This window comes from uncultured Bradyrhizobium sp. (assembly GCF_947648125.1).
Taxonomy (GTDB): domain Bacteria; phylum Pseudomonadota; class Alphaproteobacteria; order Rhizobiales; family Xanthobacteraceae; genus Bradyrhizobium.
Genome location: NZ_CANSMR010000019.1, coordinates 81646 through 95010 on the forward strand (window position 1 = coordinate 81646; position 13365 = coordinate 95010).

Consider the following 13365-nt stretch of genomic DNA (forward strand, 5'->3'; position numbering starts at 1 on the left):
ACCGGCTTCCTTGATCCAGATCAAGCAAGCTGTATGGTGGAAATGCACGGTGCAAGGCACGGCTGCGACGCGCCAGGCGCCCGGACGGGAGATGAAATTTGAGCGAACAGATGCATCCGGCAGCCCCCCATCATCTGCCGTTCTTCATTCCCGGCGCCGACGGGTCCGACACCCTGATGGTGGTGATGGGCATTTTCCTTGTAGCTACAGTCCTATGGGTTGGCACCCTTTACTGGAAGCTGCACAGCCTGCCGGAGCGCATGGCGCACAAGTCCCAGAAGCTTCAGTTTGAGATCGTCGCCGTCCTCGGCCTGATATCGCTCTTCACCCACATGCATATCTTCTGGGTCGCCGGCCTGCTGCTGGCACTCATCGACCTGCCGGATTTCGGCACGCCCATGCGCAGCATTGCAGACTCCGTCGAGCGCATCGCCGACGCGACGCCCGGCGCGCCCGCTGCCGAACCGGAAGCCGAATCCGGACCTGCCGGCAGTCCCGACGTCCGCACGCCCGCGAAGCAGGAGGTGCACAACCATGCTTGAGCTCATGATCTGCTCGCTGGTGACGATCCTGCCGGATTACCTCTACCGCCGCTATCGGCAAGGCAAGCGATTTGGCAAGGAGATCACGTTCTTCTCTGTCTGGTACGAACTGAGATGGGGCATCACCGGCTGCCTGATGCTCACGATCTCGCTGATCACGATGATCTTCTACTTCCATCCCTCGACAACCTCCGCGGCGATCTACTTCAGGACCGTGCCGATCCTGCCCGAAGGTTCCGGCCGCGTCGTCGAGGTCAATGTCGACTTCACCGCGCCGGTGAAGAAGGGCGACGTTCTGTTCCGTCTCGATAGTTCGAAGCAAGAGGCTGCGCTCGAGACCGCCAAACGAAAGATCGCCGAGGTGGATGCGTCGCTGATCTCGGCGCAGGCCGATGTCGTCAAGGCCGACGCCCAGATCGGGGAGGCGAAAGCCTCATTGCAGCAGGCCAAGGACGAACTCGATGTGAAGAGCGAATTGCAGCGCCGCAATCCCGGCATTGTGCCGCAACGCGACATCGAGAAGCTGCAGGTGCTGGTTGATCAGCGGCAGTCCGGCGTCGATGCGGCCAACGCCGTCAAGGAATCGGCGACGTTGCGCGTCTCCACGCTCCTGCCGGCGGAGAAGGCGAGCGCCGAGGCCGCGCAGGCGCAGGCGCAGGTGGATCTCGACAAGACGTTCGTCCGTGCAGGCGTCGATGGCCGCGTCGAGCAATTCGCCGTTCGCCCCGGAGACCTTGTCGCTCAGATCATGCGGCCGGCCGGAGTCCTGATACCGGACGAAGCGGGCCGCAACAGGTTGCAGGCAGGGTTCGGGCAGATCGAGGCCCAGGTGATGAAGCCCGGCATGGTTGCGGAAGCCACGTGTATTTCGAAACCCTGGGTGATCATTCCGCTGGTCGTCACCAGCGTCCAGGACTTCATCGCCGCCGGCCAGTTTCGGGCCAGCGAGCTATTGATCGACCCGCAGAACCTGCAAAAGCCGGGTTCGATCCTCGTGTTTCTTGAGCCGCTCTACAAGGACGGCCTTGATGGCGTGACACCGGGCAGCAGTTGCATCGTCAATGCCTACACCAGCAATCATGACGTGATTGCCGATCCGAAAACCGGCGTGTTGAAGGGTTTTGCCCTGCACGCCGTCGACGCGACCGCACTCGTTCATGCACTGCTGCTGCGGATCCAGGCTCTGCTGCTGCCGATCCAGACGCTGGTGCTCAGTGGTCACTGACGGGCGCGAACAGGGAGACTGGAGATGAAGCCGGACGGCAAGCTTCGTGCAATCGTGGTGGCGGGCATGATCTTCGCACTGCCGGATCATGCGCTCGCGTTCGATCTCGCCGGCGCCTGGGCCACGAGCGCGAACCAATGCGGCAAGGTGTTCGCCCGCAAGGGCAGGGCGAACCAGGTCACGTTCACGAATTTCTCCGGGGTCTATGGCGGCGGCTTCATCGCAGAGGCCGATCGCTTGAGGGGCAAGTTCGAGAATTGCAAGATCAAATCGCGCAAGGATGACAGCAAGGACATCAATATCATCGTGAGTTGCGCTTCGGGGATCATGGTGTCCAACGTGCAATTCTTCCTCAAGGTCGTCGACGACGACACCATCACGCGCGAGTTTCCGGGTATCGAGGGGATGCAGGTCTCCTATCATCGCTGCAAACTCTAGCGGAATGCAGCCTTTGACCAATTTCTGCGGCCCGATATATTGAGCGTTGTGAAGCAAAATCCGGTCAAGCGCCGGATTGACCGAGTAGCGCGCCGTGGATCCCAGCAATTTGCCAAGGTCGTTGCGCATCGCCCTGGTCGTCGGGCTCGTGCTGATGCTCGGGGGTGCCGCTTTGTTGGCCTATCGCTGGTATCTTCGGCCGACAACGCTCACTGTCGCTGTCGGTTCGCTCGATGGCGAGGCGAACAAGCTCGTTTCGGCGATCGCCGGCAAGCTCACGGAGTCGAAGACGACGGTCCGGCTTCACCTGGTCCAGACCACGGGGCCGCTCGAGTCTGCCGCTGCGTTCGCGTCCGGAAAGGTCGATCTCGCGGTGGTGCGTGGCGATGTCGGCGACCTGTCGCAGGCCCAGGCCGTGATCGTGCTGGCCCACGCCGCCGTACTGATCGTTGCGCCGCCTGGGGCTTCGATATCTGACGTGACGGAGTTGAAGCGCACCACGCTCGGCGTGATCGGGTTCGACACCAATCAGAAGCTGATCAAGGTGTTGTCGGACGAGTACGATCTTGCGCGCGCAGGCGTGACGTTCAAGTCGCTTCTGCCCTCGGACGCGCGCCGGGCGCTGGAAACCAAGGAAGTCCGCGCCATCCTGCTCGTGATTCCCCTGACCGAGAAATATCTGTCCCTTCTGCGGGGCGCTCTCCCGCACACATCGCGAACCGGCCCCGTGATGATTGCCATCGAGTCCGCGGGCGCGATTGCTGAGAAGGAGCGAGCCTACGAAAGCTTTGACGTGCCCAAGGGAACATTGCGGGGCTCGCCGCCAATTCCCCCCGACGACCTGACGACGCTGCGGACCTCATTCTACCTGGTGGCGCAGAAGAAGCTTGGCAACGACCTGATCGGCGACCTGACCCAGTCGATCATGACCGCACGGCACGATCTGCTCGCCGAATTGCCCGGGCTGGCGCAGATCGTGACGCCCGACACCGATGCAGATGCCTACATTCCCGTACATCCGGGCGCGGCCGCGTTCTACGAGGGGACCCGGGAGAGCTTTCTTGATCAATGGGGAAATGCGATTTTCCTGGCGCCGATGATCGCGGGGGGCCTTGCATCGGTACTTGCCGCCGCCTGGAAATTTCTCCGGCAGGCCGAGACACCGAGCCGCCAGGAGGCGCTCGACATGCTTTATGCGCTGGGACCTCGGATCCGGGCGGCCGAGCATGTGCCTGAGCTGGAAGAGATCGAGCGCGAAATCGACCAGGTGCTGCGGACACAGCGCAGCGAGCCGGTCGGGGACGACAAGAGCGAGCGCGCCGTCACCGCGGTGAACGTTGCGGCCCACCGGCTCGAAAGCCTGATCCATGATCGCCGTGCCCATCTTGCGTCGCGGCAAGCGGACCAGGTCGGAAGCTGAGCGAACCGGCGCTTTCCTTGATCTCGATCAAAGGCCGGACGTGGCCCGTGGCCGATTCTGTCGACCGTCGTGTCAATGGAGGTGGCCATGTTCCGTTGGGGCAAGACCCTGTTTGCGATTGCGCTGATGTCGGTAACGCCCGTTGCCGCATTGGCGCAGACTGCCGACAAGCCGCCGGCCCAGGCCAGCCAGCCAGCTGCGGCAGCAGCGCAGCCGGCCGATCAACTCCTGAAGCCAGAGCAACTGGAAGCCCTGGTGGCGCCGATTGCCCTTTATCCGGACTCGCTGCTGGCCAATGTGCTGGCGGCTTCGACCTATCCGCTCGAGGTCGTCCAGGCCGATCGCTGGCTGAAAGAGCGCAAGAGCCTGAAAGGGGACGCGCTCAAGGCCGAGGTCGACAAGCAGGCCTGGGATGACAGCGTGAAGGCACTCGCAAGCACCGCTGACGTGCTGTCGATGATGAGCGACAAGATCGATTGGACAAAGAATCTGGGCGACGCCGTGCTGGCCCAACAGGCCGACGTCATGGACGCGATCCAGCGGCTGCGCAGCAAGGCGCAGGCGAACAACAAGCTGGTGACGACCAAGCAGCAGAAGGTCAGCGTCCAGACCCAGGAGAACAAGCAGGTCATTGTCATCGAGCAGACCGATCCGAACACGATCTACGTTCCCTACTACGATCCGGCCACGGTCTACGGGGCGTGGCCCTATGCTGCGTACCCGCCGTATTATTTCGGCTATCCGTCCTATATCGGTGCGGGCGTGGTCGCGGCGGGTCTTGCCTTCGGTGCCGGATGGGCGATCGGGCGCTGGGGCAATTATTGGGGCGGCGGCTGCAACTGGGGCAATCGCAACGTCTATGTGAACCAGTTCAACAGAACCAACAATATTGCGAACGGCTGGCAGCACAATTCCGCGCATCGCGGGGGCGTTCGCTACAACAACAGCAGCGTCCAGCAGCGCTTCGGCGGCAACAACAATCGTGCCGGCGTCAGCGACCGGATGAACTATCGCGGCCGCGATGGTCAGCAGGTTCTCAACCCGGGTGGCGATCGCCCGGGTGGCGCAGATCGAGGAGACCGGGCAGGAGACCGCGGCGGCGATCGCGCCGGAGACCGTGCGGGTGATCGCGCTGGAGATCGTGGAGGAGATCGCGCCAGAGGTGGCGACCGCGCCGGTGCGGGCGATCGTGCCAAAGGTGGCGACCGCGCCGGTGCCGGCAACAAGGCCAAGGGCGGCGGCGATCGCGCAAAGGCCGCCAACCGTGGCAGTGCCGGTAACCGCGCCGCTGCGGCTAATCGCGGTGGCGGCAGTCGCGGCGGTGCCATGAACGTGTCGTCCGGACGGGCAGCCGCGGCGGCATCGGCGCGCGGGCGATCGAGCATGGCCAGCATGCCGCGCGGTGGCGGCGCGAGTTTCGCCGGCCGTGGTGGTGGCGGCGGAGGTGGCGGCTTCCGAGGCGGCGGAGGAGGTGGTGGCTTCCGCGGCGGCGGTGGCGGCGGACGGCGTTCCGATATTGCGCTCAAGCACGATATCGAACTGCTCGGATATCTCGCCAACGGCCTCGGCTATTACCGCTTCAGCTATCTCGGCAGCGACAAAGCCTATGTCGGCGTGATGGCGCAGGAGGTCGAGCAAGTGACGCCGGCGGCGGTGACACGCGGCGCCGACGGCTATCTCAGGGTCTATTACGACAAGCTCGGTCTCAAGTTCCGCAGCTACCACGACTGGCTTGCCGCCGGTGCGAAGATTCCATCCCCGTCGGAGGCTTCACGATGACAGGCACTTCGTACTTGCGATTGGATCGCCTCGCTTGGATCGGCATCGCGGCGGCGGCAGCATTCGCCTTGCTACTCTCTCCCGTTCGCGCCCAGCAGGGCTTCCCGAATCCGGAAGATGCGGCGGCCGCCCTGGCGACCGCCGTCAAGGCCGGTACGAGCCGGGCCATGCTGAAGGTGCTGGGCCGCGATGCGGCCGATATCATCGAGTCCGGCGACGATGTCGCCGACGCCAATGCGCGAGAGCGCTTCCTTTCGGCCTACGACGCCAGGCATTCGATCAAGGCCGACGGCAACAAGAAGGCCACCTTGATTCTGGGCCCGGATGATTTCCCGTTTCCGATTCCCCTCGTCAACAACAATGACGGCTGGAGTTTCGATGCGGCGGCGGGACGTCGCGAAATCCTCTATCGCAGGATCGGCCGCAACGAGCTTGCCGCGATCCAGACCTGTCTTGCGTATGTCGACGCGCAGAATGAATATGCCGAGAAGGATCGCGGCGAGGGGGTGGGTACCTACGCCCAACGCATCGTCAGCAGGCCGGGCAAGACCGACGGGTTGTTCTGGCGCGACGACAAGGACCCGAGCCCGCTCGGCGAACTGGCGGCCCACGCCGCGGCGGAAGGCTACAAGGCCGGCGAGGAGGCCGAGCCCTACCACGGATACTACTATCGCATCCTGAAGGCGCAGGGCTCCGATGCTCCGGGCGGCGCGCTGAACTATGTCGTGAAGGGCAAGATGATCGGTGGATTCGCACTGGTCGCCTGGCCCGCGGAGTACGGCAATTCCGGCGTCATGACCTTCCTGGTCAACCACGCGGGCACTGTCTACCAAAAGGATCTCGGTTCACGCACCGAGTTCCTCGCCAAGCGCATGATCGTTTTCGATCCGGATCACACCTGGAAGAAAGTCGACCTTTCAAATCCGTGAGCTACAAGGGGCTGCAGCGATGCGATGCATGATCCGTCCCATCATACTGGCGCTTGTGGCGATGATCCTGGCGGTCACGCCATGCTCCGCGCAAGCGACCGGCCATGTCCAGGTCAAGTTCGTGAAGGCGGCTCTCGTCGTGGGTGGTGGCGGTGGGAGCGGCACGCTCATCTACCGTGGGCGGCACTATCCGTTCATCGTGTCCGGCTTCAGCCTCGGCATGAGCGCGGGCGCGTCGGTGACCTGGCTGGAAGGCACTGCCTCAGGCATTAGGGAAGTCAACGATTTCGCCGGCAGCTATACGCTGGTCGGGGGAGGCGGCGCATGGGCGGCCGGCGTGGGCGGCGTGAGTATGCGAAATGAGCGCGGTGTTCTGCTGATGCTCAAGGGGCCGAAAGCAGGCCTGGAATTTGCGGCAAATCTGGGCGGGCTAACGATTTCGCTGCGGTGAACTTGAGCGCGAATGGGCGCCGAGACCGAGAACACTTGGCGAGCATCTCAAGCCGCTCGAAGTCGAACGCAAAATTCGGAACGATCTCTACCTCGTCTTCTTCGGCGTCCGCATTGAAGAACTCGAGGTACCGGTAGCGGTTGGATGGCGAGCAGTACTGGCCATGCCTAGGCGACCAGCTGAAATAGCAATTTGAGATGGTTGCATGTCCGGTGTTGAACCTGTTCGAGCGCTATACTGGGGGTGAAGAATCGCATGAGAAGTCGCCCCCTTTGGTGGCGTGAAGCAGTCGGGTATGGGACGTGGGGGCTCGAAATATGGAGCCGATGATTACGTCAAGCTCGAATATCTATGCGTCGAAGTCGAAGACGCTGCCGGGTACGGCACCAGCGTGCCTGGAATTGCTTGGCCACCCCCTTTACGTCAGGATGAGATGGTCTCAGGCAACCATTGGGGCCGACCATGGCTAGTCAAAATCCTGCTTACGCTATTTTCCTTGAGGCAACCATTATAACAATTCTCTTTGCAGCGACGCCACTAAACGCTCAACCAAATAGACAAGACGCGAGATGCTTCGAAGGCGTATACACGCTCGAAGAGTTTAAGAGAGATGGTGAAGTCTTTAGGCCGCCGCAGGTGAGTGGCCGATATGTGCTCATGGACGGCGTTATCGTCTGGATATTCAATGACCGGACGCAACCGTCAAAAGAGACGAGCACGACCGCCTTTGGGCGATATACGCTCGATCAAAGCTCATTCGCATACGGGTACGACGAATACGAAGCATACACACAGACGGACGCAGGTCTGTCCGTGTCCCGCAAGGTGCCTTGGCAAGGCTTGCGGCCGTACGCTTTTGACACGGATGGCTCGCACATTCGCAATACGGAAACGAAGACTGAATTTTCGTGTTCCGCAGATGGTCTGACGTACGCTTACGGAGACGGAAATTATAGGAAATACCGGCGCGCGAAGTCGGGTGAGTAACTAAGCGACCAGCTTGTCTTCGCCGGCGAGCGGGAGGCTCGCCGGCGACGCATCGCCATCGGCAAAGTGCCACCTTATCGCCGCATCAGGCCAAACTCGTCCTGCCTCAGGAGGCGCATCATGCGCGCGGATCGATCGACGTGTGGGCTTGGCGGCCGTCCGGCCCAAGCTGAGCTGGCGCCACCCGCGGAAGGACGAGTTGAATCCTTGTTCCACCGCCGGGTTCGCTATCGAGATGCAGCCTGCCGCCCAGGCAATTCGTAACGACGGTGTGGACGATGTGGAGACCGAGGCCGGTGTTGCCTTGATCGCGGCGCGTCGTGAAGAACGGATCGAACGCCTTGCGCTTGACATCAAGGCTCATGCCGCAGCCATTGTCGGAAAAGACAATTTCGACGCAGTCATTTTCCGATGCCGTTACCTTGACGTCGACGGTGCCACCCTTGCCCTCAGGAAATGCATGGGCAGTTGCGTTGAGAAAAAGGTTGGTGAGCGCCTGTCCGTACGGTCCGGGATAGCTGTCCATCGTAAGATTGGGTTGGCAATCGACGTTCAGGATCAGATTACGTTTCCCAAACCCTGACCGGAGGCTTATCGCGAGTTGTTCGGTCAGATGGCCAAGGTCGAATACGCGTCGATTCGAGTAGCTCCGGTCGGTTGCCACCTGCTTGAACGACTCGATCAGTTCGGCTGCGTGCTGCAGATTGGCAACCAATTGCGATGACGCCTCGCGACTGATCTCGAGAAATTCCTTCAGATTTGATCGCCTGAGACGGTCCTGCGCAAGTTCTGCCGCGATCGAGGCGATCTTGCGTTCTAAGGTAGAGGCGACGGTCAGACTCGTGCCAACAGGATTGTTGATTTCATGCGCAACACCGGCCACCAGCCGTCCGAGTGCCGCGAGTTTCTCTGCTTCAACAAGGCTGTTTTGGGTCGCGCGCAGCACGGCCTCGGCACGCTTGCGCTCGGTGATCTCCTCGGCCGCGACGTTGACGGCAACAATTTCACCACTCGGGCTGCGCAGCGGATGCCAATAGGTGATCCAAAACCGCTCGTCGGCCTGGTCGGCGCGCTGGCCCGCAACCTCGATACCTATCACCGGTTCGCCAGTTTGCATGATTGAGCCGACAATGCCCTCGACTGCCTCGGCCAAAGCCGGCACGCAATCCCTAACCGAGCGCCCCAGATGATCCTCGATAGAGATGCCGCATATCTCGGTGAGGCGCTGGTTGATTTGCAGATAACGGCAGTCGGGTGAAAGGCAAGCGAGGCCGATAGGCGCCGTGTCGTAAATCAGTTGCAGAACGGGTTGCTGAGGAAACAGCACGACAGACGACGACTTCACCGCAGCCGCACCGCTATTCGGATTCTTGGACAACGTATGCCTCCTGCCGGCTGTTACCGGTCGCGTCGCACAGCAGCAATTTGTCTTCGCGCGCGGTGCTCAAACCCGGCAATTTCACAGACGCATCCGGAGACGGCTTAGGCACGGCGCTCGTCCCGGGGGCGCTGATCCTGAAGCACAAGGTTATCAAAGCGGACGCGGCAGACTATGCGAAATCGGCTGCGTGGGGTCGGATACGCCGAGCAGAGTGGCCTAGCGTTCTACCAGGACCGGAAACGAGGTCCTGTTGTCGGATTTTGCATAGACGAAAGCGGCCCAGCTTAAGTACAAATTGATTGGGACGAGCGTTTGAGCACTCGTTTGAGGACCTGTTAGCCGCTGTGATAATCGCGAGGGACGGATGCCCATCTCATTTTCGATGATTATTGTGAGCTCGCAATTGGTCGTGGCCGTGGCCGACAATGTGCCGAGGTTCGATGTCGCGCGGAGTTGCAAGCTCGATGTTGCCGCTACAGCCGGGCTTACTGTCGATCAACCCATAAAGCGTTGCATAAGCGATGAACAGAAAGCGCGGCAGCAGCTCGCAAGCCAGTGGTCCAAATTCCCGGCGTCAAATAGGGCAAGCTGCACCGCGGATGAAAGCGTTGGAGGTACGCCGAGTTATGTCAGCTTGCTCACATGCCTCCAGATGAGCCAATGGGCTCGGTAACCGATCGGATGCGCTAGCCGTAATGATCGTACTCGCTTAGCGCAATGCGGACCTCTCGGGCAAAATCAACCAGCGATACCGTGAAAGCGCCGAGCGAGACAATGAACAGGATAGCAACCCCGCGCTCGTGTTGAACGTCAAAGAACGCGGTCACGAACGCCACGATGATGAGAATACTTATTGAGATACTGCCGATGACCGCCCAGAAGATGGCCCTGTTCATCATGACGGCGCGTTGAACAAGACGTGGCAGGTCGGCTTTGAGCCGGCTTCTGACCGTGTCTTCGTCGGGGATCCCGTTCAGGAAGATTGCTCTATCGATGATCCTGTTTAATCGGGATATCAGCACCGCGATGAAGGCCGCCAATGCACCGAGAAGAAACGCCGGCGCCGCCGCCTGCGAAATCACATGCGAGAGCTGACTGACCGTTGGGGTATCTGGCAACATCGAGCTGAGCCTATGCGTTACACTGTCTCGCTACGTCGGGGGTGCGCGCTGCTGTCCGGCATTGCCCGGGATCTGGACGTGGGGGTGCGTTCATACTGCGGCAAGGCCAGGTCGGGTAAAAAGGCTTAGACACGAGCGGGGGCGAGCAGAAGCAGCAGCAAGAGGGCCGCAGCGATGACAACGGCAGGTTTCATTTGAACCTCTCCCTGACAGTAGTAGCTGCGGTGGAACGAAGCAGATCGAGTTTCGTCCACTTTCCGATCCCTTCCTTCTTCAATCCGAACGTGAACGCCCGTGCGCCACGTACGAAGTTCAGCTTGCCAAGTTAAGCCTGCCCAGCGCGAACGACTATGCAAAATCAGACAACGCGAGTACGTCCGCTCAACTTCGAGAGGCCCGGTTCGCAAGACCCCTGGAATGAATGCAAATATTTCCCGCCTCGGCGCCGGATTTTGCATAGCCAGGCAATCCTGCGGGTTCGTAATAGACGTGGTTCGTCGGCGCGGTTCACCTTCGCGGTGAACCGGGTAGGGTCCGGAAAAAGCGATTGATCATGTCAGGAACGTCATGACGAGCCTTCCAGTCCATCTATGGCCGCGATGGCTCAGGATCATGATCGTCGGGGTCGTAGCCGCCGCCGTCATCGGCTCCGGCTGGTTCGCGTATCGCTATTTCGCAAACCCGGTGTTCCTCACCGTCGCCGTTGGGTCGGCCGACGGTGAAGCGCTTGTGCTCACCTCAGCGATCGCTGCGCGCCTGACGACATCGGGCGCGCACGTTCGCTTGAAGGTCGTCGATGCAGGGACGTCCGCGAAGGCGGCCGAAATGCTGGCTGGAGGCAAAGCTCACCTCGCCGTGGTTCGTGGCGATACTGGCGGACTGTCGGATGCGCGGAGCGTGCTTCTTCTGACCCACGGTGTGGTTTTGATCATGGCGCCTTCGTCGGCGAGCGCCGATCGTCTCGCTGACCTGCGAAACACCACGATTGGCGTCGTTGGAGGGGCCATCAACCAGCCCGCGGTCGAAGCCTTGAAGCAAGTCTATCTGTTCGATCGCGCCAATGTCCGTTTCAAGGACGTAGCTATAAGGGAGGGAGCTTCCGCGCTGTTGTCGGGACAGGTTCACGCGCTCCTTGTCGTTGTTCCTCTCACCGAGAAGTATCTCGCAAAAGTCCGGCAGTTTTTCCAGCCAAATGGCGCCAAGGGATCGGCTCCAAAGCTGATCGAGATCGACTCGGCCGGCGCTGTAGGAAACGTTGCGCAATATTACGAAAGCTACGATATTCCAAAGGGTACGTTGCGAGGTGCGCCGCCCGTTCCTTCGGACGATCTGACGTCGCTACGAGTTGCATTCTACCTTGTCGCCAACAAATCGGTGAGTGCCGACACTATCACCGACCTGACGCAGGAGCTGGTCGACGTTCGCAGGGATTTGTTGTCGCAATATCCGATACTGGCGCAAGCCGCCGAGCCGAGCACCGATACCGACGCGCTGATTCCGATCCATCCAGGAGCGGCTACCTACTACAACGGAAATCAGCAGAGTTTTCTCGATAAATACGATGACAAGCTCTACTACACGTCATTGCTGATCGGATCGCTGATCTCAGTCGTTGTCGCGGCGTGGCGTTTTGCCGGCTCGGGTATCGTATCGCAAAGCATGCTCGAACCGCTCTACGAGCTCGGCAATGAGATCAAGGGCGCGAAGAGTGAGGCCGAGCTGGATGAAATCGAAAGGAAGATTGATGACATTCTGAAAGCGGAGCTTGCCAGGAACGCGAATAGTGATGGTGCCGACAGCACTGATATGGCCGCGCTTGGTCTTGCGGCTCAAAGGTTGCAATATCTGATGAGCCACCGCCGCACGCTGCTTCGAACGACACCGACGACCAAGCGGGTTGCGGAGGTCAATTAGGGCGCACCGGAGCGGTCAGTGTGGCCCGGAGACGCCCAGGAAAACACGGCATCTTTTATCTGAATCAACGCCGGCGGCGGCAGCGCCGTGGCAACCTTGTCCGCCTTGTCGCCTCGAAGAACAAGCCTGGCCACCCATATCTCTCCATCCGTATAATAGAGGTCTCCCTCGCCATTCCGTCCATTGAGCGTGGGACCGATCCCTCTCATTTGATAAATGCTTGTGACCGTCTGTGCCTGGTTCAGTCCGTCAACCAATTGGTCGCGCTCTTCATCAATGTTTGGTGCGATCTTGTGCGTCACCTGACCGGTGTCGCGGCTCAGTGTCACTCCCTCATCGAAAGTAGCAGATCCAAGCCAGACGGGACGTGCGTCGGCCCCGTTGGCAAGCATCAACCACAGCCGGACGTGTTGCCGGCGGTCGGCGCTCACCCCGTCCGGTTTTTCAAACGCCAGGTCCTCGCGCCGCCCTTCGAAGAAGAGCGGACTAACAGGCGCGTCCTTGTAAGGCCGATCAAACAATACGCTGCCCACGATTTCTGCGCTCGTCCGTAACGTAATCGGGTCTGCGGGATACCAGCCGGCGGCATGAAATGCAGAAACGACGTCTTCACGGCTTCCAACGAGGCCGACGTTGATGGGACCGCCTGGAATCCCCTGCGCCGTCGCAGTCAGCATCGGCCGATGTGAGAGTCCGGGCTCGTGTTCGATCCGCGACCATGTCGCAGGCAGAATCAGGTAGCTGATCGTGACGTAACAAGCGATCACCGCTGCTGGGAATAGCCAATAGCGCCGTCTGAGTCCTCCTGGATCGACATTCATGGTGCCGCCTTCGAAATTTGATCGTGGCAAATGGACGCAATATCTGCGAGCCGCATACTGCGGCCGGGTGACCCGACCCAGCTCCGGATAAGCCGCTTACTTCGTCACGATCCGCCGCGTCGGCGTGACCGTGCCGGTGGGCGGCATCGGCCGGACCGCGAACGTTATCCAGGCGTTCAAGCCGGATGGCCGGTTCTGCGCTTCGAACTCGCCATAGGCTTTCGGGTTGAGGTATCCCTACATGTCGCCGACGGGAAACAGGAAGCCAACCTGAGGGCCGATGCAGAGCACGCGCGGCTATTGCGGGTCATCTGCCTGTCCCCTCAACGGCGGCGTGGATCAGCGCAACGATCGGAC

11 protein-coding genes and 2 pseudogenes are annotated in these 13365 nt (G+C 60.8%); 9 read left to right on the forward strand and 4 right to left on the reverse strand.

The features are described 5' to 3' along the window. Positions 1-98 precede the first annotated feature (98 nt). From Q0030_RS28175 to Q0030_RS28210, 8 genes and pseudogenes are all read left to right on the forward strand, one after another. Positions 99-542, forward strand: coding sequence for a hypothetical protein (locus Q0030_RS28175; RefSeq protein ID WP_298374503.1), 444 nt, complete (start codon positions 99-101; stop codon positions 540-542). Then, positions 535-1767: a biotin/lipoyl-binding protein gene (locus tag Q0030_RS28180; protein WP_298374505.1), complete on the forward strand. Its 1233-nt coding sequence runs from the start codon at positions 535-537 to the stop codon at positions 1765-1767. The genes Q0030_RS28175 and Q0030_RS28180 overlap by 8 nt, the downstream gene beginning before the upstream one ends. Positions 1768-1791: 24 nt before the next feature. Then, complete coding sequence (locus Q0030_RS28185; protein ID WP_298374507.1) at positions 1792-2205, forward strand: hypothetical protein; 414 nt, start codon at positions 1792-1794, stop codon at positions 2203-2205. Between the two features lie 121 nt (positions 2206-2326). Further along, positions 2327-3625, forward strand: a complete 1299-nt coding sequence (locus tag Q0030_RS28190; protein WP_298374512.1) for a TAXI family TRAP transporter solute-binding subunit — start codon at positions 2327-2329, stop codon at positions 3623-3625. An 87-nt stretch (positions 3626-3712) separates the two neighbouring features. After that, complete coding sequence (locus Q0030_RS28195; protein ID WP_298374513.1) at positions 3713-5404, forward strand: DUF3300 domain-containing protein; 1692 nt, start codon at positions 3713-3715, stop codon at positions 5402-5404. Further along, positions 5401-6333, forward strand: a complete 933-nt coding sequence (locus Q0030_RS28200; RefSeq protein WP_298374515.1) for a DUF2950 domain-containing protein — start codon at positions 5401-5403, stop codon at positions 6331-6333. Before Q0030_RS28195 ends, Q0030_RS28200 begins: the two co-directional genes overlap by 4 nt. A 28-nt stretch (positions 6334-6361) precedes the next feature. After that, the gene (locus Q0030_RS28205; protein WP_298374517.1) at positions 6362-6784 is read left to right on the forward strand and encodes a hypothetical protein; all 423 of its coding nucleotides are present in this window, start codon (positions 6362-6364) and stop codon (positions 6782-6784) included. 250 nt (positions 6785-7034) lie between these two features. Further along, positions 7035-7148 (forward strand): annotated as a pseudogene (locus Q0030_RS28210) (aldehyde dehydrogenase family protein); the annotation flags it as partial. Positions 7149-7889: 741 nt separating this feature from the next. Here Q0030_RS28210 and Q0030_RS28215 read toward each other — a convergent pair. Next, entirely contained in the window at positions 7890-9149 is a 1260-nt protein-coding gene (locus tag Q0030_RS28215) for an ATP-binding protein (protein WP_298374520.1), read from the reverse strand. A 689-nt stretch (positions 9150-9838) separates the two neighbouring features. After that, complete coding sequence (locus Q0030_RS28220; protein ID WP_298374522.1) at positions 9839-10273, reverse strand: DUF2721 domain-containing protein; 435 nt, start codon at positions 10271-10273, stop codon at positions 9839-9841. A 612-nt stretch (positions 10274-10885) separates the two neighbouring features. On the opposite strand from Q0030_RS28220, the gene Q0030_RS28225 reads away from it, so the two are divergent. After that, positions 10886-12187, forward strand: coding sequence for a TAXI family TRAP transporter solute-binding subunit (locus tag Q0030_RS28225; protein ID WP_298374524.1), 1302 nt, complete (start codon positions 10886-10888; stop codon positions 12185-12187). On the opposite strand, the gene Q0030_RS28230 is transcribed toward Q0030_RS28225, so the two are convergent. Both Q0030_RS28230 and Q0030_RS28235 read right to left on the reverse strand, forming a co-directional pair. Then, positions 12184-13008 (reverse strand): LssY C-terminal domain-containing protein, encoded by an 825-nt coding sequence (locus Q0030_RS28230; protein ID WP_298374527.1) that lies wholly within the window; start codon positions 13006-13008, stop codon positions 12184-12186. The genes Q0030_RS28225 and Q0030_RS28230 overlap by 4 nt on opposite strands. Before the next feature lie 96 nt (positions 13009-13104). Then, positions 13105-13302: pseudogene (locus tag Q0030_RS28235) on the reverse strand (phenol degradation protein meta); the annotation flags it as partial. Positions 13303-13365: the final 63 nt, after the last annotated feature.

Excerpts from the sequence above, each read along its gene's own strand:
- Q0030_RS28180 (WP_298374505.1), top strand. The coding sequence starts at position 535 with ATGCTTGAGCTCATGATCTGCTCGCTGGTGACGATCCTGCCGGATTAC.
- Q0030_RS28185 (WP_298374507.1), top strand. The coding sequence starts at position 1,792 with ATGAAGCCGGACGGCAAGCTTCGTGCAATCGTGGTGGCGGGCATGATC.
- Q0030_RS28195 (WP_298374513.1), top strand. The coding sequence starts at position 3,713 with ATGTTCCGTTGGGGCAAGACCCTGTTTGCGATTGCGCTGATGTCGGTA.
- Q0030_RS28200 (WP_298374515.1), top strand. The coding sequence starts at position 5,401 with ATGACAGGCACTTCGTACTTGCGATTGGATCGCCTCGCTTGGATCGGC.
- Q0030_RS28205 (WP_298374517.1), top strand. The coding sequence starts at position 6,362 with ATGATCCGTCCCATCATACTGGCGCTTGTGGCGATGATCCTGGCGGTC.
- Q0030_RS28220 (WP_298374522.1), bottom strand. The coding sequence starts at position 10,273 with ATGTTGCCAGATACCCCAACGGTCAGTCAGCTCTCGCATGTGATTTCG.
- Q0030_RS28225 (WP_298374524.1), top strand. The coding sequence starts at position 10,886 with ATGATCGTCGGGGTCGTAGCCGCCGCCGTCATCGGCTCCGGCTGGTTC.
- Q0030_RS28230 (WP_298374527.1), bottom strand. The coding sequence starts at position 13,008 with ATGAATGTCGATCCAGGAGGACTCAGACGGCGCTATTGGCTATTCCCA.